The sequence below is a fragment of the Pseudomonas sihuiensis genome, assembly GCF_900106015.1.
GTDB lineage: Bacteria > Pseudomonadota > Gammaproteobacteria > Pseudomonadales > Pseudomonadaceae > Aquipseudomonas > Aquipseudomonas sihuiensis.
The window spans coordinates 2,609,744-2,628,071 of the sequence record NZ_LT629797.1 but is presented as its reverse complement, the minus strand read 5'-3'; the positions used below and the strand labels follow the sequence as shown (position 1 = coordinate 2,628,071).

16 protein-coding genes are annotated in these 18,328 nt (G+C 63.2%); 11 read left to right on the top strand and 5 right to left on the bottom strand.

The features are described from left to right. Positions 1-22 precede the first annotated feature (22 nt). The 7 genes from ppc to BLT86_RS12350 all read left to right on the top strand — a co-directional run bounded on the left by ppc (position 23) and on the right by BLT86_RS12350 (position 7,617). On the top strand, positions 23-2,659 hold the full coding sequence (gene ppc / locus BLT86_RS12380) for a phosphoenolpyruvate carboxylase (RefSeq protein WP_092377037.1): 2,637 nt from the start codon (positions 23-25) through the stop codon (positions 2,657-2,659). A 223-nt stretch (positions 2,660-2,882) separates the two neighbouring features. Continuing rightward, complete coding sequence (gene adk / locus BLT86_RS12375; protein ID WP_017675094.1) at positions 2,883-3,530, top strand: adenylate kinase; 648 nt, start codon at positions 2,883-2,885, stop codon at positions 3,528-3,530. A gap of 180 nt (positions 3,531-3,710) precedes the next feature. Next, positions 3,711-4,472, top strand: a complete 762-nt coding sequence (locus tag BLT86_RS12370; RefSeq protein WP_059391161.1) for a 5'-nucleotidase, lipoprotein e(P4) family — start codon at positions 3,711-3,713, stop codon at positions 4,470-4,472. A 377-nt stretch (positions 4,473-4,849) separates the two neighbouring features. Next, a complete protein-coding gene (tsaB, locus tag BLT86_RS12365) occupies positions 4,850-5,533 on the top strand; it encodes a tRNA (adenosine(37)-N6)-threonylcarbamoyltransferase complex dimerization subunit type 1 TsaB (RefSeq protein ID WP_092377034.1) in 684 nt (227 codons plus the stop codon). A 113-nt stretch (positions 5,534-5,646) separates the two neighbouring features. Then, positions 5,647-5,991 (top strand): hypothetical protein, encoded by a 345-nt coding sequence (locus BLT86_RS12360; protein ID WP_017675091.1) that lies wholly within the window; start codon positions 5,647-5,649, stop codon positions 5,989-5,991. 42 nt (positions 5,992-6,033) lie between these two features. After that, complete coding sequence (locus tag BLT86_RS12355) at positions 6,034-6,903, top strand: DUF72 domain-containing protein (protein ID WP_092377031.1); 870 nt, start codon at positions 6,034-6,036, stop codon at positions 6,901-6,903. 12 nt (positions 6,904-6,915) lie between these two features. After that, complete coding sequence (locus BLT86_RS12350) at positions 6,916-7,617, top strand: extensin-like domain-containing protein (RefSeq protein WP_092377029.1); 702 nt, start codon at positions 6,916-6,918, stop codon at positions 7,615-7,617. A gap of 91 nt (positions 7,618-7,708) precedes the next feature. On the opposite strand, the gene BLT86_RS12345 is transcribed toward BLT86_RS12350, so the two are convergent. After that, positions 7,709-8,476, bottom strand: coding sequence for a hypothetical protein (locus BLT86_RS12345; protein ID WP_231976595.1), 768 nt, complete (start codon positions 8,474-8,476; stop codon positions 7,709-7,711). Positions 8,477-8,582: 106 nt separating this feature from the next. Between BLT86_RS12345 and BLT86_RS12340 the strand changes: the two genes are divergently transcribed. Continuing rightward, the gene (locus BLT86_RS12340; protein WP_064495335.1) at positions 8,583-9,374 is read left to right on the top strand and encodes a class I SAM-dependent methyltransferase; all 792 of its coding nucleotides are present in this window, start codon (positions 8,583-8,585) and stop codon (positions 9,372-9,374) included. Positions 9,375-9,378: 4 nt separating this feature from the next. On the opposite strand, the gene BLT86_RS12335 is transcribed toward BLT86_RS12340, so the two are convergent. Then, the gene (locus tag BLT86_RS12335) at positions 9,379-10,014 is read right to left on the bottom strand and encodes a TetR/AcrR family transcriptional regulator (RefSeq protein ID WP_092377023.1); all 636 of its coding nucleotides are present in this window, start codon (positions 10,012-10,014) and stop codon (positions 9,379-9,381) included. 91 nt (positions 10,015-10,105) lie between these two features. Here BLT86_RS12335 and BLT86_RS12330 point away from each other — a divergent pair, with 91 nt between their 5' ends. Together BLT86_RS12330 and BLT86_RS12325 are read left to right on the top strand one after the other, a co-directional pair. Beyond that, positions 10,106-11,209 carry an efflux RND transporter periplasmic adaptor subunit gene (locus BLT86_RS12330; protein WP_045734893.1) on the top strand — a complete coding sequence of 368 codons (1,104 nt, stop codon included), beginning with the start codon at positions 10,106-10,108 and terminating at the stop codon, positions 11,207-11,209. A 6-nt stretch (positions 11,210-11,215) separates the two neighbouring features. Continuing rightward, positions 11,216-14,290: an efflux RND transporter permease subunit gene (locus BLT86_RS12325; protein WP_092377021.1), complete on the top strand. Its 3,075-nt coding sequence runs from the start codon at positions 11,216-11,218 to the stop codon at positions 14,288-14,290. Positions 14,291-14,419: 129 nt separating this feature from the next. On the opposite strand, the gene bfr is transcribed toward BLT86_RS12325, so the two are convergent. The 3 genes from bfr to BLT86_RS12310 form a co-directional block, all read right to left on the bottom strand. Next, positions 14,420-14,890: a bacterioferritin gene (bfr, locus tag BLT86_RS12320; protein WP_003462607.1), complete on the bottom strand. Its 471-nt coding sequence runs from the start codon at positions 14,888-14,890 to the stop codon at positions 14,420-14,422. Between the two features lie 269 nt (positions 14,891-15,159). After that, complete coding sequence (gene glpD / locus BLT86_RS12315; RefSeq protein WP_055986872.1) at positions 15,160-16,689, bottom strand: glycerol-3-phosphate dehydrogenase; 1,530 nt, start codon at positions 16,687-16,689, stop codon at positions 15,160-15,162. A 187-nt stretch (positions 16,690-16,876) separates the two neighbouring features. Further along, the gene (locus tag BLT86_RS12310) at positions 16,877-17,635 is read right to left on the bottom strand and encodes a DeoR/GlpR family DNA-binding transcription regulator (RefSeq protein WP_021490293.1); all 759 of its coding nucleotides are present in this window, start codon (positions 17,633-17,635) and stop codon (positions 16,877-16,879) included. 98 nt (positions 17,636-17,733) lie between these two features. On the opposite strand from BLT86_RS12310, the gene ybaK reads away from it, so the two are divergent. Next, a complete protein-coding gene (gene ybaK / locus BLT86_RS12305) occupies positions 17,734-18,204 on the top strand; it encodes a Cys-tRNA(Pro) deacylase (RefSeq protein WP_055986871.1) in 471 nt (156 codons plus the stop codon). The last annotated feature ends 124 nt before the right edge of the window (positions 18,205-18,328 follow it).

Sequence of the window (18,328 nt, the reverse complement as noted above, 5' to 3'; positions counted from 1 at the left end):
TGGACAGGAGAAGGAGTGCGACATGGCGGAAATCGATGCGCGCCTGCGTGAAGAGGTGCACCTGCTCGGCGAGCTGCTCGGGCATACCATCAGCACCCAGTTGGGCGACGAGTTTCTCGACAAGATCGAACGCATACGCAAGTCGGCCAAGGCCGGTCGTCGTGGCTCTGCCGCGGGTGCCGAGCAGTTGACCAGCACCCTGGGAGATCTGGGTGACGACGAACTGCTGCCGGTGGCACGGGCCTTCAATCAGTTTCTCAACCTGGCCAACATCGCCGAGCAGCAGCACCGTGTGCGTCGTCGCCGTGCCGGTGAGCCCGAGCCGTTCGAGTTACGCGTGCTCGACGAGCTGCTTGAGCGCCTGCTCGCCGCCGGGCAGGGCAGCGATGAGCTGGCGCGGCAACTGGGGCGTCTGGACATCGAACTGGTGCTGACAGCGCACCCCACCGAAGTGGCGCGGCGTACGCTGATCCAGAAATACGATGCCATCGCCGCGCAGCTGACGGCACTGGATCACAGCGATCTGTTGCCAGCCGAGCGTGAACGCATCGCCCAGCGCCTGCAGCGGCTGATCGCCGAGGCCTGGCACACCGAGGAAATCCGTCGCAGCCGGCCCAGCCCGGTGGATGAAGCCAAATGGGGCTTCGCTGTCATCGAACATTCGCTATGGCAGGCCGTGCCGCAGTTCCTGCGCCGTGCCGATCAGAGCCTGCAAGCCGCCACCGGTCTGCGTCTGCCGCTGGAGGCTGCGCCGATTCGCTTCGCCTCGTGGATGGGCGGTGACCGTGACGGCAACCCCAATGTCACCGCGCGCGTGACCCGTGAGGTGTTGCTGCTGGCGCGCTGGATGGCCGCCGATCTCTATCTGCGCGACGTCGATAATCTGGCAGCGGAACTGTCCATGCAGCAGGCCAGTGACGAACTGCGCGCGCAGGTGGGCGACAGTGCCGAACCGTACCGTGCCTTGCTCAAGCAGCTGCGCGAGCGTCTGCGCGAAACGCGCAGCTGGGCGCAGCAGGCCCTCACTGCCGATGTGACGCCCGGCCCTGCAGTGCTGCGCGACAACCATGATCTGCTGGCGCCGCTACAGCTCTGCTACCAGTCGCTGCATGCCTGCGGCATGGGTGTGATTGCCGATGGTCCGTTGCTCGATTGCCTGCGCCGGGCAGCCACCTTTGGTCTGTTTCTGGTACGCCTCGATGTTCGTCAGGATTCCTCCCGGCACGCTGCGGCGATGTCGGAAATCACCGATTATCTCGGCCTCGGTCGCTACGCCGAATGGGATGAGGAGGCGCGCCTCAGTTTTCTCCAGCGCGAGCTGGATAACCGCCGGCCACTGCTGCCGAACGACTATCGTCCCTCGGCCGATACTGCCGAGGTGCTCGCCACCTGTCGTGAGGTGGCTGCCGCTCCCGCCGCATCGCTGGGCTCCTACGTGATCTCCATGGCCGGTGCTGCCTCCGACGTGCTGGCCGTGCAACTGCTGCTGAAAGAGGCCGGGTTGCGCCGGCCGATGCGGGTGGTGCCACTTTTTGAAACCCTGGCCGATCTGGACCACGCCGGGCCGGTTATCGACCGGCTGCTGGGGTTGCCCGGCTATCGCGCGCGCCTGCATGGCCCGCAGGAAGTGATGATCGGTTATTCCGATTCGGCCAAGGACGCCGGTACAACCGCCGCAGCCTGGGCGCAGTACCGCGCCCAGGAGGAACTGGTGCGTCTGTGTCGCGAGCATCAGGTCGAACTGCTGCTGTTCCATGGTCGCGGTGGCACCGTTGGCCGTGGCGGTGGCCCTGCTCACGCGGCCATTCTGTCGCAACCCCCGGGATCGGTGGCGGGGCGTTTCCGCACCACCGAGCAGGGGGAAATGATCCGCTTCAAGTTCGGCCTGCCGGATATCGCCGAACAGAATCTCAACCTCTATCTGGCCGCGGTGCTGGAAGCCACGCTGCTGCCGCCACCCGCGCCGGAGCCGAGCTGGCGGGCGATGATGGACCGCCTTGCCGATGTCGGCGTGAAGGCCTATCGCGGCGTGGTGCGCGAGCATCCACAGTTCGTCGAGTATTTCCGCCAGGCCACGCCGGAGCAGGAGCTCGGCCGCTTGCCGCTGGGCAGTCGCCCGGCCAAGCGGCGCGAAGGCGGTGTGGAGAGCCTGCGGGCGATCCCGTGGATCTTCGCCTGGACCCAGACGCGACTGATGCTGCCGGCCTGGCTCGGCTGGGAGCAGGCCCTGGGACAAGCCCTGCAAGGCGGTGATGCTGAGCTGCTGAAAAGCATGCGCGAGCAATGGCCGTTCTTTCGCACCCGCATCGACATGCTGGAAATGGTCCTGACCAAAGCGGACGCCAATATCGCCGCCCTATATGACGAGCGCCTGGTCGAACCGTCGCTGCAGCCACTGGGTGCGCAGTTACGCGACCTATTGTCGCAGGCGTGCGCTGCCGTGCTGGAATTGACTGGCCAGTCGCGCCTGCTCGCACATAATCAGGAAACCCTGGAATCGATCAGCGTGCGCAACACCTACCTCGACCCGCTGCATCTGTTGCAGGCCGAGCTGCTGGCGCGCTGCCGGCAACGTGAACAGGCGCCGGAGAGCCCTTTGGAGCAGGCGCTGCTGGTCAGCGTGGCGGGTATTGCAGCGGGCTTGCGCAACACCGGCTGAGGGCGGCAGTGCGCTGGCAGACAGCTGCCTGAGCTGCGCCGCGAAGCAGGTCCAGGCCGTCGCGAGGAGGGTTTTTATCCGACTTTTGGCGGCTTGTGCGCCTGGGGTGCGCTGTGTATCTTGAGCAGCCTTTTGGCCGCTACGGCTGCCGCACTACATTCAAGAGATTGGCCCCACGAGGCGAGTCCGACCGATTACTACATAACTCTTGAGGAGCACATCGATGCGCGTGATTCTGCTGGGGGCGCCCGGTGCCGGCAAAGGTACCCAGGCTCGCTACATCACCGAGAAATTCGGCATTCCGCAAATCTCCACTGGCGACATGCTGCGTGCTGCGGTCAAGGCTGGCACCGAGCTCGGCCTGAAGGCCAAGAGCGTTATGGATGCCGGTGGCCTGGTCTCCGACGACCTGATCATCAATCTGGTCAAGGAGCGCATCGCTCAGGCCGATTGCGCCAATGGCTTTTTGTTCGACGGTTTCCCGCGCACCATTCCGCAAGCCGAAGCGCTGCGCGATGCCGGCGTAGCGCTGGATCACGTGGTTGAAATCGCCGTTGAGGACGAGGAGATCGTCAAGCGTCTGTCCGGCCGCCGTGTTCACCCGGCTTCCGGCCGCGTCTACCACACCGAGTACAACCCGCCGAAGGTTGCCGGCAAGGACGACATCAGCGGTGAAGAGCTGGTTCAGCGCGAAGACGACAAGGAAGAAACCGTGCGTCATCGCCTGTCCGTCTACCACTCGCAGACCAAGCCGCTGGTGGACTTCTATCAGAAGCTCTCCGCTGCATCCGGTACCCCGAAATACAGCCATATTCCGGGTGTCGGCAGCGTCGAAGAGATCACCGCAAAGACCCTGGCGGCTCTGGACTGAGTCCAGATCGCCCGTTGTCATCGCAGCAAGGCCCCGCAAGGGGCCTTGTTCGTTTATGGAACCTGATACGTTCAGGTCGCTCTCAAGCATGGCCGTGCAATGCGTGCCGGCTAGTATCGACGATGCAGCCTCCGGTCTGCGCCGGGGCGTGTCGATAACCTATAAGGAAGAGGGCATTCAATGACCGAGAAACGCATCTGGCTGGGCCTTGCGGTATCGCTGCTGGCTACTCCGCTGGCATTTGCCGACACCGCGACGGATTGTTCCGTCGCCGAGTTCACCATGGGCCTGCGCTTTCAGCAGCAGTCGGCGGAAATCCAGGCGCTGCAGTTGCAGGCCTACAACATCGCCACGGAAAAGCTCGACAAGGCCGTGGCGGCGGCGAAGGATCCATCGAAGCTGGCCATCGTCACCGACCTCGATGAAACCGTGATCGACAACAGCGCGCTGCTGGCCCGCGATCTGGCCAACTGTCACCAGTACGACGCCTGGGACACCTGGCTGCCCTGGGAGCGTGACGGCACTCCCGAGCTGATCCCCGGCGCGAAGAAATTCCTCGAGCATGCCGACAAGCTCGGCGTGACCATTCGCTACATCTCCGACCGCGCCGACGAGCAGAAGAAGTACACCCTGGCCACCCTGAGCAAGCTGGGCCTGCCGCAGGTATCGGAGGAGAGCGTTCTGCTGCTCGGGCCGCCCAAGGTCGAGCGCCGCGCCATCGTCAGCGCCGATCATCAGATCATCATGCTGCTGGGCGACACGCTGCATGATTTCGACGCACGTTTTCGCAAGACACCGCTCGACGCGCAGCGCAAGACTGTCGCCGAAGAGTCGGACAAGTGGGGCGTCGAGTGGATCGTGTTCCCCAATGCTGGCTACGGCACCTGGTCCAAGGCGCCGCTCAAAGGCTGGGAGGCCGAGACGGTGGTCGAGCCCTGGTAAGAGCCTGTTCAAAGTCTGCTGCGCGTCGGACCTGCCGCGTTAAATACAGGCTCGGACCGTGACTTGTCACTGAACGTCCACAGGACGGCCCGCAGGGCGAGCGCAGCGAGTAATGCTCATGTACAAAAGTACAGTCGAACGCGACCCCGGTCGTTCCTCGCCTGTTTGATTCGCTGGCGCTCACCCTTCGGGCCAGCCTTCGGCTGTTACTCCCGTTGGTCGTTGCGCCTTGCATTGCTCTAGCTCGCGAGACTTTGAGCAGGCTCTAAGGGCGCCCGTCGGTCGCTCTGCGCAAGCCAGGCGCCGTCATGGCGCTGGAAAAAATGTTGTCGAGCCGGTCTAATGCCGGCTCTTTTTTCTTCAGCTGTCCGAATGCAATGACCACTCTCCTGGCCCTCGATACCGCCACCGAAGCCTGCTCCGTCGCGCTGCTGCATGACGGTCGCGTGCTCAGCCACTACGAAGTCGCCCCGCGTATGCACGCGCAGCGCCTGTTGCCGATGATTCAGCAACTGTTGGCTGAGGCAGGTATCGCCGCTTCGGCGCTGGATGCCATTGCTTTCGGCCGTGGCCCGGGTGCTTTCACCGGTGTGCGCATCGCCATCGGCGTGGTGCAGGGCCTGGCCTTTGCCCTGGATCGGCCGGTGCTGCCGGTATCCAATCTGGCCGTGTTGGCCCAGCGTGCGCTGCGTGAGCAGGGTGCGACCCAGGTCGCAGCCGCCATCGACGCGCGCATGGACGAAGTCTATTGGGGTTGCTACCGCGCCGAAGCCGGCGAGATGCGTCTGCTCGGTCAGGAGGCGGTGTTGCCGCCGGAGCAAGCCGAGGCGCCGCGTGGCAGCGATGGTGAGTGGTTCGGCGCCGGCACCGGTTGGGGCACCTTCGCCGCGCGTATCGCCCTCACACCGGTGAGCATGGATGGCAGCATGCTGCCGCACGCCGAAGACCTGCTGACTCTGGCCCGTTTTGCCTGGGCGCGTGGCGAGGCGTTGCCGGCCGATCAGGCGCAGCCGGTGTACCTGCGTGACCAGGTCGCCACGCCGAAAGCACCGCCGGCATGACAACTGGTCGGATGCTTGGCGCCAAGAACTCTTCGGCATTTGCCAAGGACGCAGCCCGCCGCTACATTGCCAGCACTGTCCCTTGTTCAGCCGAGCCCACCGAGCAGCCCTAGATGCGGATCGACGGTTACCTACCTTCCTACTCGCCAGATCGTGGCCCTCGTTCGGGGACTGCGGTCACGCCCTATCGCGAGGCGCAGCGGGAGGTCGAGGCCCAGCGTGAACAACCGGCTGCCCCAGCCAGCAGCCAGGGGCTGGAGCAGGCGCCGCAGATTCGCCGCGTACAGGCCAGCAGCAGTAACACCGACAGCCTGCCGACCCGTTCGCAGGATCTCGGTTATCAACAGCCTGCGCTGAGCAACCGTGCTGCACAGGCGTTGGCCAGCTACAGCACCACCGCCGCTTACGCCAGCGAGTACGATGCGCAGGAAGTCCTCGGGCTCGATCTCTACGCGTAACCCCGTTTCACACCCTCTCAGCCAGGCCCGCTAAACCGATCGATGAGCGCTGCGCTTCCCTATTACCTCGGTTGTCCATCCTGGAGCGAAGCGGCCTGGCGCGCCACGCTGTATCCGCAGGATACCCGGCCAACCGAGTTTCTCAGCCGCTACACCGAGGTATTCAACGCGGTGGAAGGCAACACCACGTTCTATGCCAGGCCCAGCGAGCAAACGGTGGCGCGCTGGGCGCAGGTCATGCCGGCGCACTTTCGTTTCTGCGCCAAGTTGCCGCGAGACATCAGCCATAGCGAGGATCTTTGCCAGCAACTGGATGAGGTCACGCAGTTTCGCCAGTTGCTGGCGCCGCTCGGCGAACGGGTAGCGCCTTACTGGCTGCAACTGCCGGCCAGCTTCGGACCATCGCGGTTGGCGGAGCTGGCGGCGTTCATCGAGCAATGGGGTGACTGGCCGCTGGCGATAGAGGTGCGCCACCCGGAATTCTTCGCCAAGGGCGATGCCGAGCGTATGCTCAATCGCCTGCTGCACGAGCGTGGTATCGAGCGCATCTGCCTGGATTCGCGCGCGCTGTTCAGCTGCGACTCGCAGGAGCCCGCCGTGCTGCATGCGCAAGCCAAGAAGCCGCGTCTGCCGACTCGGCCTACCGCGTTCAGTCAGGGCCCGCAGTTGCGCTTCATCGGCCACCCCGAGTTGCTGGCTAACGACCCCTTCATGCTGCCCTGGCTGGACAAGGTCGCCGGCTGGATCGAGCAGGGACTGTCTCCCTACGTATTCGCTCATACCTCGGATAACCGCCTGGCACCGGAGCTGGCGCGGCGTTTTCATGAGCAGCTGATGCAGCGCCTGCCTGGCTTGCCCGAACTGCCTGTGTTGCAGATTGAACCGGAACTGGAGCAGCTTGGCTTACTCTGATGGAGCATGGATATGCTGATACGGATAATCGGCCGTTTGCTGTTTCTCTCCTTGCTGCTGGGCGCAGCGCTGCTGATGGCGCTGTGGCGTGGCTGGTTGGAGGTGGCGCCGCGTTTCAACCCCTGGGCGCCGCTGGATGTGCGAGAGACGCCGAACCTGCTGACCCCCTTCAAGCTCTGGCGTCTGGGTGACGATCGCGAGTTGTGCGACCTGGCCTTGGCGACGTCCGGGCTGCGTTTTACCCATCTGGCCGACAGCACGCCGCACCCCGGTTGCCCGGTGGAAAACGCCGTGCGCATCCAGGGCGCCAACGTTGGCCTGAGCAGCAGCTTCATGGCCACCTGCCCGCTGGCGGTGAGTTTCGCCCTGTTCGAGCGACATGGCTTGCAGCCCGCTGCGCAGGCGGTATTCGGCCAGCCGGTGACCCGCGTCGAGCATGTCGGCAGCTTCGCCTGTCGCAGCATTGCCGGCAGCCAGCGGCCCAGCCAGCATTCCTATGCCAACGCGCTGGATATGGTCGGCTTCCGTCTGCGCGACGGCCAGCACATTAGCGTGCTGCGCGACTGGCCGGCGCAGGGCGACAAGGCGCGCTTTCTGCGTCTGGTGCAGGAAGCGGCCTGTGACAGCTTCAACGTCACCCTGGGCCCGGAATACAACACTGCACACCGCGACCACTTTCACGTGGATATGGGCATGTGGCGGATGTGCCGCTGAGGCGCTTACGATCCGTAGGGCGGGTGCAACCCGCCATAGCGCCAATGGCGGTTTGCATCCGCCCTACGGCAACGAAAAAGCTTCGCCATCCCTAGCGCTTGGCCAACAGCAGATCGGCCGCCTGCCCGCTGCGCCCATCGGCGAATTCGAATCGGCCCAACTGGGCGATCTGGTCATAAGCGCCCAGGGCGATGCTGACGTCGCGGGCGCGCAGGTCGATGGCGCTGACGCCAGCTTCGCCGAGTGTCTGCAACTGCTGGCGGCCCTGGGCATCGAAACGCAGCAGGCGCAGCTGGTCGAATACCGCATCGGCCGCATCGATACGGCCGTCGCCGTTGTCGTCGAAGCGCGCCAGTTCGGCGAAGCCATTGGCGGCGCCATGCTGATCGCCGAACAGCTCGCGACCATCGTCGATACGCCCGTTGCCGTTACGATCCAGCGCCAGTAGCGCGTCGTCACCGGTGGGTACGCTGATCGAGTCCATGCTTCCGTCGGCATCCAGATCGAAGCGCACGGGGCGGCCAAGACCGCTGGTGGAGAAGCCGTTGTCAGCCATATCCAGTACCAGCGGATCGACCTGCTGGGGCGCCTGGCCCAGGCTGACATTCAGTTCCAGGCCGCGTTGATCGATTACCGCCTGGCTGACCACGGCGGCGCTGCTGGACACGGCAGGTGGCTCGGCGGTTTCCCGCAGCTCACGAGCGATCTCACCGGGTTTCTGCTCGTCTTCGATACCCAAAGTGCGGCGCAGAATCTGATAGTTGATGGATTCGTGCGTCGCGCGGTCGAGTTCGTCATCGAGAGGACGAGCGTTGGCAGGGCTGCTACTAGGACGTGGGGCGGAGAGGGCGTCGAACATGTTCACTCTCGATGCGGCTGTCGGCGGCCGGGTCTGGCAGAATGCCGCTTCTTCGATATCGGCCGTGTGGCCGGTGCTTTGAGTGATTTTTGAGCAGAACGAGCCAATGACCGACGAGCGGCACAACGCCAGCATCCGTATCCAAGCCTTGCATCCTCAGTACGCCGCAGCGGCTGCTCAATGGGCATCGCGCCTGGACTTGAGGCAAGACGGCGAGACCGAGTTCGCCCTGCAACTGGGCGACGACGGGCTGCAACTGGTCGAGCTGGGCGACAAGGCGCCTGGCCCGGTACGGGTGGATTTCGTCGAGGGGGCGGCGGCGCATCGCCGCCAGTTCGGCGGCGGCAGTGGGCAGATGATCGCCAAGGCGGTGGGGGTGCAGTCGGGCATTCGACCACGGATTCTCGATGCGACCGCGGGGCTGGGGCGTGACTCGTTCGTGCTGGCCAGCCTGGGCTGCGAGATGACCCTGATCGAGCGCCAGCCGCTGGTGGCGGCGTTGCTGGAGGACGGCCTGCAGCGTGCGGCACTGAACCTCGACGTGGCACCCATCGTGGCGCGCATGCGCCTGCTTACCGGTAACGCCATCGAGCTGATGCGCAGCTGGCAAGGGGAGGCGCCACAGGTGATCTATCTCGATCCGATGTTCCCGCATCGCGACAAGAGTGCGCTGGTGAAGAAGGAAATGCGCCTGTTCCGCCCGTTTGTCGGCGATGACCTGGATGCGCCTGCGTTGCTCGAAGCGGCGCTGGCGCTGGCCACCCATCGCGTGGTGGTCAAGCGCCCGCGCAAGGCCCCGGCAATCGAAGGTGGCAAGCCGGGCTATGTGCTGGAGGGTAAATCCAGCCGCTACGACATCTACCCGAAGAAGAAGCTGGAAGCCGGCGCTCAGGTGTAACCAGTCAGGGTCTGTAGGCGCGCAGAAACAATTGCACTGCATCCTGCACATGATGCTCGGCGTCTTCACCTTTCAGCGGTTCGCCACAACCGATCAGCAGGCGAAAGTGCGCGCCGCCCTTGAGCAGGCTGAAGAAGTGATCGGCGGCCAGATGCGGATTATCCAGGCTCAGTAGACCGCGCTTGGCGGCCTTGTGCAGTAGCACTTCCATCTCTTCCTGTACCCGCTTCGGACCGGCTTCGTAGAACAGCTGCGACAGCTTCGAGCCCTGGCTGGCCAGGTTCACCATCATCCGGTGCATTTCTACCGATTCGCGACTGTTGACCAGCGCCAGGAAGCCACGCGCGATTTCCAGGAGCTGGCTTTCCAGCGGCACGTTATCCGGCAGTTCGAACAGCAGTTCGGGAAGCTGCTCCTCGCACTTGGCCTTGATCGCCGCAGAGAACAGGGTCTCCTTGTCGGTGAAGTGGCTGTACACCGTGAGCTTGGAAACCCCAGCCTCGGCGGCGATGGCGTCCATGCTGCTGCCGTCGTAACCGTTGCGCAGGAACAGACTCTTGGCTGCCTCGAGGATGGCACGACGTTTGGCGGGATCCTTCGGACGGCCGGGGCCGGAAGGTTGTAACAACTTGTCAGGCATTGGCGGATTTTAATACTGGACTGGCGAGTTTGCTATTTTTACTATACCCGCCAGTACAAATATTCCAAACCTTCTCTGAAAGGTCTTACACATGTCTCGCCATGTTCTCCCGCTCGTTGCTTCTCTGGGTCTCGTCTTCCTGCTGTCTGCCTGCGGTAACGGTGAACAGGCGGAGCAACCGATCCGTCCTGCCATGGTGGTGCAGCCGCAGCCGGCTACTGCGCTGGTCGACAGCTATCCGGGCGAGGTGCGTGCACGTTACGAGCCGGAGCTGGCCTTCCGTATCGCCGGCAAGGTGAGCAAGCGCATGGTGGATGTCGGCGACCGGGTGAAGAAGGATCAGCCACTGGCCGAACTGGACCCACAGGACGTGCGCCTGCAGCTGGAAGCCATCCGCGCGCAGATGGCGGCAGCCGAGGCCAACCTGCAGACCGTGCGCGCCGAGCGTGAGCGCTACAAGGCGCTGCTTGGGCGCAATCTGGTCAGCCGCTCGCAGTTCGACAACGTCGAGAACCAGTACCGTGCTGGCGAAGCGCGTCTGAAACAGGTCAAGGCCGAGTACGACGTGGCCCGCAATCAGACCGACTATGCCGTGCTGCGGGCCTCGCAGGACGGCGTGATCGCCCGTCGTGCGGTCGAAGTGGGGCAGGTGGTGGCGGCCGGTCAGACGGTGTTCACTCTGGCTGCCGATGGTGAGCGTGAGGTGTCGATCAGCCTGCCGGAGCAGAGCTTTGGTCGTTTCGAGATTGGTCAGGTGGTCGAGGTGGAACTCTGGTCGCAGCCCGATCAGCGTTTCCCCGGACGCATCCGCGAGATGGCGCCGGCGGCCGATCCCCAGTCGCGCACTTTCGCCGCCCGTGTCGCTTTCACCGAAGGCAAGGTGCCGGCTGAGTTGGGGCAGAGCGCGCGGGTATTCATTGCCAGCAATGGCGAGGTACCGCTTGCGGTGCCGCTGTCGGCACTCAGCGCCGAGCAGGACCAGGCGTTCGTCTGGGTCGTGGACCCCAAGGAGCACATCGTGCAGCGCCGCCCGGTGCGTGTCGGTGCCTATGGTGATGACCGGGTGCCGGTGCTGGAGGGGCTCGTCGCTTCCGATTGGGTAGTCGCAGCCGGGGTGCAGATTCTTCGCGAAGGCCAGCAGGTACGCCCGGTCGATCGGGACAACCGCAACGTCGAACTGGCCGTCAAGGAGTAAGCCCGCATGAGCTTCAACCTGTCTGCCTGGGCGCTGCGCCATCGCCAGATCGTCCTCTACATCATGCTGCTGTTCGCTGTGGTCGGCGCGCTTTCCTATACCAAGCTGGGGCAGAGTGAAGACCCGCCGTTCACCTTCAAGGCCATGGTGATTCGCACCAACTGGCCGGGCGCCAGCGCCGAAGAGGTATCGCGCCAGGTCACCGAGCGCATCGAGAAGAAGCTGATGGAGACCGGTGAGTACGATCGCATCACCAGCTTCTCCCGTCCGGGCGAGTCGCAGGTCACCTTCATGGCGCGCGACTCCATGCGCAGCTCGGAGATTCCCGAGCTGTGGTATCAGGTGCGCAAGAAGATCAGCGACATTCGCCACACGCTGCCGCCCGGCATCCAGGGGCCGTTCTTCAACGACGAGTTCGGCACCACCTTCGGCAATATCTATGCGCTGACTGGCAACGGTTTCGACTACGCGGTGCTCAAGGACTACGCCGACCGCCTGCAGCTGCAGCTGCAGCGGGTCAAGGATGTGGGCAAGGTTGAGCTGGTGGGGCTGCAGGACGAGAAAATCTGGATCGAACTGTCCAATACCAAGCTGGCGACCCTAGGTCTGCCACTGTCTGCCGTGCAGCAGGCGCTGGAGGCGCAGAATGCGGTGGCGGCTGCCGGTTTCTTCGAAACCGCCAGCGAGCGTATTCAACTGCGTGTGACCGGGCGCTTCGAATCGGTGGAGGAAATTCGCGATTTTCCCATTCGCGTCGCCGATCGTACCTTCCGCATAGCCGACGTGGCCGAGGTCAAGCGCGGTTTCAATGATCCACCCGCGCCGCGCATGCGCTTCATGGGCGAGGATGCCATCGGCATCGCCGTGGCGATGAAGGACGGCGGCGACATTCTGGTGCTGGGCAAGGCGTTGGAAGGTGAGTTCGCCCGCCTGCAACAGACGCTGCCGTTGGGCATGGAGCTGCGCAAGGTGTCGGATCAGCCGGCGGCGGTGAAAACCGGCGTGGGCGAGTTCGTCAAGGTGCTGGTGGAGGCGCTGGTGATCGTGCTCGCGGTCAGCTTCTTCTCCCTGGGGGTGCGCACCGGCCTGGTGGTAGCGCTGGTGATTCCGCTGGTGCTGGCGATGACGTTTGCTGCCATGTACTACTTGGGGATAGGCCTGCACAAGATTTCTCTCGGCGCACTGGTGCTCGGCCTCGGTCTGCTGGTGGACGACGCGATCATCGCGGTGGAGATGATGGCGATCAAGATGGAGCAGGGCTACGACCGCTTCAAGGCGGCCAGCTTCGCCTGGACCAGCACGGCCTTTCCGATGCTCACCGGCACGCTGATCACCGCGGCCGGGTTCCTGCCCATCGCCACCGCGCAGTCCGGTACGGGTGAGTACACACGGTCGATCTTCCAGGTGGTGGCCATTTCGCTGATCGCCTCATGGATCGCGGCGGTGATGTTCGTGCCCTATCTGGGCGACAAGCTGCTGCCCGATCTGGCCAAACTGCACGCGGCGAAACACGGTGGCAGCGCAGGCGGGCATGACCCTTATTCGACACCGTTCTACCGCCGTGTTCGCGCCACGGTTGAATGGTGCGTGCGTCGTCGCGGCATCGTGATCCTGCTGACCATTGCGTTGTTCGTCGCCTCTGTGCTGCTGTTTCGCTTCGTGCCGCAACAGTTCTTCCCAGCCTCCGGGCGCCTGGAGCTGATGGTCGACATCAAGCTGGAGGAGGGCGCCTCGCTGAGCGCCACCGAGGCCGAAGTGCATCGCCTGGAGAAGCTGCTCAAGGAGCAGTCTGGCATCGACAACTACGTGGCCTATGTTGGTACCGGCTCACCGCGTTTCTATCTGCCACTGGATCAACAATTGCCGGCGGCAAGCTTTGCCCAGTTCGTGGTACTGGCCAAAAGCATCGAAGAGCGCGAGCGCCTGCGTGGTTGGCTGATCAAGGTGATGAACGACGAGTTCCCGACCCTGCGTAGCCGCGTCAGCCGCCTGGAGAACGGGCCTCCCGTGGGCTACCCGATCCAGTTCCGCGTCAGCGGCGAGCATATCGACGAGGTGCGTGCCCTGGCCCGTCAGGTGGCGGACAAGGTGCGTGAGAACCCGCATGTGGTGAACGTGCACCTGGACTGGGAGGAGCCGAGCAAGGTGGTGATCCTCAATATCGATCAGGATCGTGCCCGTGCCCTGGGGGTCAACACCGCCGAGTTGTCGCGCTTCCTGCAAGGCTCGTTGTCCGGCACCAGCGTCAGCCAGTACCGTGAGGGCAATGAGCTGATCGAGATTCTTCAGCGCGGCACGCCGCAGGAACGCAAGGCACTGAGCCTGCTGCCGAGCCTGGCGGTGCCGACCGACAGCGGTCGCAGCGTGGCGCTGTCGCAGGTGGCAACCCTGGAATACGGCTTCGAGGAAGGCATCATCTGGCACCGCAATCGCCTGCCCAACGTCACCGTGCGTGCCGACGTCTATGGCAAGCAGCAGCCGGCCAGTCTGACCCAGCAGATCCTGCCGACGCTGGACCCGATCCGCGCGGAACTGCCTGCGGGTTATCTGCTGGAGGTCGGCGGCACGGTGGAGGACTCGCAACGCGGACAGAAATCGGTGAACGCCGGTATCCCGCTGTTCATCGTGGTGGTGCTGACGCTGCTGATGCTGCAGCTGAAAAGCTTCTCGCGCTCGGCGATGGTGTTTCTCACTGCACCGCTGGGCCTGATTGGCGTCACCCTGTTCCTGTTGATCTTCCGCCAGCCGTTCGGCTTCGTTGCCATGCTCGGCACCATCGCCCTGGCCGGGATGATCATGCGTAACTCGGTGATTCTGGTCGATCAGATCGAGCAGGACATCAGCCACGGTCTGGACCGTTGGCACGCCGTTATCGAGGCCACGGTGCGCCGCTTCCGTCCCATCGTGCTCACTGCACTGGCGGCGGTGTTGGCGATGATTCCGCTGTCGCGCAGCGTGTTCTTCGGGCCGATGGCGGTAGCGATCATGGGCGGGCTGGTGGTGGCCACGGCGCTGACCCTGTTGTTCCTGCCGGCGCTGTATGCGGCGTGGTTCCGGGTCAAGGAGAGCGAGGCGCGTTGAGTCGTGGGAGGCGCTTCAGCGGCGAGCTTTTAATGCTGTCGCGGCTTTCAGGCTCTTCCCCGCAAAGTTACTGATAGCAATAAAAAAACGGGAGCCAGTGGCTCCCGTTTTTCGTCGAGCGGATCGGACTTATTCGTCCATCTGCGATTGCAGGTAGTTCTGCAGGCCGACGGCTTCGATCAGGCTGAGCTGGGTTTCCAGCCAGTCGATATGATCTTCCTCGGAGCAGAGGATTTCTTCGAGCAGTTCGCGGCTGGCATAGTCACCGATGCTCTCGCAGTAGGCTATGGCGGCCTTCAGGTCACCGTGGGCCTTGTGTTCGATCTTCAGGTCGCACTCGAGCATTTCCTTGGTGTTTTCACCGATCAGGATCTTGCCCAGGTCCTGCAGGTTGGGAATGCCTTCGAGGAAGAGAATGCGCTTGATCAGCTTGTCGGCATGCTTCATCTCGTCGATGGACTCGTGGTACTCGTGCTCGCCGAGTTTCTTCAGGCCCCAATCTTCGTACATGCGCGCATGCAGGAAATACTGGTTGATGGCGACCAGTTCGTTACCAAGAATCTTGTTCAGATGTTGAATGACCTTCTTGTCGCCTTTCATGACCGCTCCTGCTGCTTCAATGACCGTGATGATCTCGAATTTTCGGCCTGGTTTTCCCTTATGTCAAACTTAAGTGTTTGAAACATAAGTAAAAATAAAACTGAATAAGAATGTTTTTATTCCGCATCATGACGCCAAGTTATTGAATCAACGCAATAAAAAAGTTGCTGAAAGTTCTACGCTGACTGAAACGGGGAAGTAACCCCGATATTTTATTTTTCCGTGCCCATAAAAAAGCCCCGCAGAGCGGGGCATGGGGCACGCAGAATTCAGGCAGCGTAAGCCGAATGCGGGTCGCGGCTGTTCAGGTAGTCCTGCAGGCGGGCCTGCTGCACCGGGGTCATGAACAGGCCCAGTTTGCTGCGCCGCCAGAGAATGTCGGCACTGCTGCGCGCCCATTCTTCACGGCGTAGGTATTCCACTTCGCGGGTGTAAAGCCCGGCACCGAGATGTTCGCCGAGATCGGTAAGGTTGTGTACGCCATCGAGCAGGCGCCAGGTACGGCTGCCATAGCTGGTAGCCCAGCGTCTGGCCAGGCTGGTGGGTAGCCAGCCATAGCGTTCGCAGAGCGCTTCGACCAGGGCGCTCTGGCCTTGCAGATCCTCACCACCGGGGAGCGGGGCGGTGGCTGTCCAGCTCGGCCCCAGATTGGTGAAATGCGCGGCCAGTTCATGCATGGCGGATTCGGCCAGCTTGCGATAGGTGGTCAGCTTGCCGCCGAAGACCGAAAGCAGTGGTGCCTCGCCCGGCGCGCCGGAGAGCGACAGGGTGTAGTCGCGGGTAATGGCCGACGGCTCATCGGATTCGTCATCGCACAGTGGGCGTACGCCCGCGAAGCTGTGCAGCACATCGTCGCGGCTGAGCTGTTGCTTGAAGTGATCATTGACCACCTTGAGCAGATAGTCGGTTTCCTCGGCAGTGATCGTCACCTGGGCGGGGTCGCCCTGATATTCGCGGTCAGTGGTGCCGATCAGGGTGAAGCGCTCCAGATAGGGGATGGCGAAGACGATGCGACGATCCTCGTTCTGCAGGATGTAGGCCTGCTCACCGTCATACAGGCGTGGCACGACTATGTGGCTGCCCTGGATCAGGCGGATGCCGTAGGGCGATTGCTGCTTGAGGTCTTCACGGATGAAGCGCGCAACCCAGGGGCCGGCGGCGTTGACCAGAGCGCGGGCGCGAATGGACAGCAGGCTGCCGTCGCTGCGCTCTAGGTGGATATGCCACAGACCCTTGCTGCGCCGTGCACTGACGCAGCGAGTGCGCGGGTGGATGTGCGCGCCTTTTTCCCGCGCGGCCATGGCGTTGAGCACCACCAGGCGAGCATCGTCCACCCAGCAGTCGGAATATTCGAAACCGCGGCTGATCTCCGCTTTCAACGGGCTACCGGCGCCGAAGCGCACACCGCGCGAAGCCGGCAGGCGCTCGCGCTTGCCCAGGTGGTCGTAGAGGAACAGGCCGGCGCGGATCATCCAGGCCGGGCGCAAGTGGGGGCGGTGCGGCAGAACGAAGCGCATCGGTTTGACGATATGCGGCGCCTTGGCCAGCAACACTTCGCGCTCGGCCAGGGCCTCACGCACCAGGCGGAACTCGTGGTGCTCCAGGTAGCGCAAGCCGCCATGGATCAGCTTGCTGCTGGCCGAGGAAGTATGGCTGGCCAAGTCGTCCTTTTCGCAAAGGAACACGGACAAGCCACGACCAGCTGCATCGGCTGCGATGCCCACACCATTGATACCGCCGCCAACGACGGCGAGGTCATAGACTTCCGCAACGGGGCTGGCGAACTGGTCGTGGGGCATGTGGCACGCTCGGCTATTGGATTCGAATGTGGTTATGTTCACTTTCGAAAATATGCTAGACGAAGATGCGCAGCTTCGCTACCCCAGCGCGCGATTGCGCGCCGAGCGGTATTGAACGGATGGGAGCAGGGGTAAACCGTGATGGGTGCTTTGGCGGGTTACACCCGCCCTACGAGAAAGTGCGCACTCAGACCAAGTCGAGCTGGACCTTGTGGCTGTGCAGCAGGCGGGTGATGGCGGCTGAAGGCGCGCTATCGGTAAAGACGCGGTCGACCAGGGCGATTGAGCCCAGGCGCACCACGGCGTTGCGGCCGAACTTGCTGGAGTCGGCGGCGAGGAAAACCTGACGCGCGTTGTCGATGATGGCCTGGGAAACGCGTACTTCCTGATAGTCGAAGTCGAGCAGACTGCCGTCGTCGTCGATACCGCTGATGCCGACGATGGCGTAGTCGACCTTGAACTGCTGGATGAAATCCACCGCCGCCTGGCCGACGATACCGCCGTCGCTGCGCACCGTACCGCCGGCCACCAGTACCTCGAAGTCGGCCTTGGCGCTGAGTTGCGCAGCGACGTGCAGGTTGTTGGTGATGATTTTCAGACCCTTGTGATTCTGCAGCTCACGGGCGATGGCCTCGGTGGTGGTGCCGATATTGATGAACAGTGAGGCGTGATCAGGTATCTGCGCCGCCACGGCTTCGGCGATACGCTGTTTTTCTTCGCGCATCTGCCCGGCGCGCATGCCATAGGCGGTGTTCTGAATGCTTGATGATTCGCACGCCGCGCCGCCATGGGTACGACGCAACAGACCGTGCTCGGCCAATTGGTTGATGTCGCGGCGAATGGTCTGTGGGGTGACGGCGAAGGCTTGAGCCAGTTCATCGATGCTGACGTAGCCACGGTCGCGGGCGAGGTTGAGGATGTCGTGCTGGCGGGGAGCGAGATTCATGAGCGCTTCCTGTGATGGTCACCCATTATAGGCTGTAGATGCGGAGGATTTCGGCCTGTTAATGTAGGGCATCTTTCACAGCGTTTTCACATTCGAACATGACCCCAGCCATCGATCTGTTGAAAAAGGCCAAGGCCGAACACCGTGTGCATAGCTACCAGCATGACCCCAAGGCGCCGTCCTATGGGCTGGAAGCGGCGGAAAAGCTCGGCCTGGCGCCCGAATGCGTATTCAAGACTCTGCTCGCGGCGACCGAGAAAGGCGAGCTTCTGGTGGCGGTGGTGCCGGTCGTCGGCAGTCTCGATCTCAAGGCGCTGGCCGCAGCGGCCGGCGTGAAGAAGGCCGACATGGCCGACCCGACTGCCGCGCAGCGCGCCACTGGTTATCTGGTCGGTGGCATCAGCCCGCTGGGGCAGAAGAAACGCTTGCGCACCTTTATCGACGAGACCGCACGCCAGCATCCCACCATTCACGTCAGTGGCGGCCGGCGCGGGCTGGAACTGGAACTCTCGGCCGAGACCCTGGCGCAACATACCCAGGGGCAGTTCGCCGCTATCGGCAAAGCCTGAACCGAGCAGTATGCTGCCAGCAAAATAAGCCAGTCTGCAGTCAACTGCAGTGAACGCTAGCAGATCATTGAAAAACGTAGGCGAGGCAGCCAGCGCAAGGAAAAAATAGGCGAAAAAGCGGAGT

Bases quoted from the DNA above. Each gene is read 5' to 3' on its own strand.
- BLT86_RS12370 (WP_059391161.1), top strand. From the start codon at position 3,711: ATGACCGAGAAACGCATCTGGCTGGGCCTTGCGGTATCGCTGCTGGCT.
- BLT86_RS12360 (WP_017675091.1), top strand. From the start codon at position 5,647: ATGCGGATCGACGGTTACCTACCTTCCTACTCGCCAGATCGTGGCCCT.
- BLT86_RS12340 (WP_064495335.1), top strand. From the start codon at position 8,583: ATGACCGACGAGCGGCACAACGCCAGCATCCGTATCCAAGCCTTGCAT.
- glpD (WP_055986872.1), bottom strand. From the start codon at position 16,689: ATGCCCCACGACCAGTTCGCCAGCCCCGTTGCGGAAGTCTATGACCTC.
- BLT86_RS12335 (WP_092377023.1), bottom strand. From the start codon at position 10,014: ATGCCTGACAAGTTGTTACAACCTTCCGGCCCCGGCCGTCCGAAGGAT.
- BLT86_RS12310 (WP_021490293.1), bottom strand. From the start codon at position 17,635: ATGAATCTCGCTCCCCGCCAGCACGACATCCTCAACCTCGCCCGCGAC.
- BLT86_RS12345 (WP_231976595.1), bottom strand. From the start codon at position 8,476: ATGTTCGACGCCCTCTCCGCCCCACGTCCTAGTAGCAGCCCTGCCAAC.
- tsaB (WP_092377034.1), top strand. From the start codon at position 4,850: ATGACCACTCTCCTGGCCCTCGATACCGCCACCGAAGCCTGCTCCGTC.
- BLT86_RS12350 (WP_092377029.1), top strand. From the start codon at position 6,916: ATGCTGATACGGATAATCGGCCGTTTGCTGTTTCTCTCCTTGCTGCTG.
- BLT86_RS12355 (WP_092377031.1), top strand. From the start codon at position 6,034: ATGAGCGCTGCGCTTCCCTATTACCTCGGTTGTCCATCCTGGAGCGAA.
- adk (WP_017675094.1), top strand. From the start codon at position 2,883: ATGCGCGTGATTCTGCTGGGGGCGCCCGGTGCCGGCAAAGGTACCCAG.
- ybaK (WP_055986871.1), top strand. From the start codon at position 17,734: ATGACCCCAGCCATCGATCTGTTGAAAAAGGCCAAGGCCGAACACCGT.
- bfr (WP_003462607.1), bottom strand. From the start codon at position 14,890: ATGAAAGGCGACAAGAAGGTCATTCAACATCTGAACAAGATTCTTGGT.
- BLT86_RS12330 (WP_045734893.1), top strand. From the start codon at position 10,106: ATGTCTCGCCATGTTCTCCCGCTCGTTGCTTCTCTGGGTCTCGTCTTC.
- BLT86_RS12325 (WP_092377021.1), top strand. From the start codon at position 11,216: ATGAGCTTCAACCTGTCTGCCTGGGCGCTGCGCCATCGCCAGATCGTC.
- ppc (WP_092377037.1), top strand. From the start codon at position 23: ATGGCGGAAATCGATGCGCGCCTGCGTGAAGAGGTGCACCTGCTCGGC.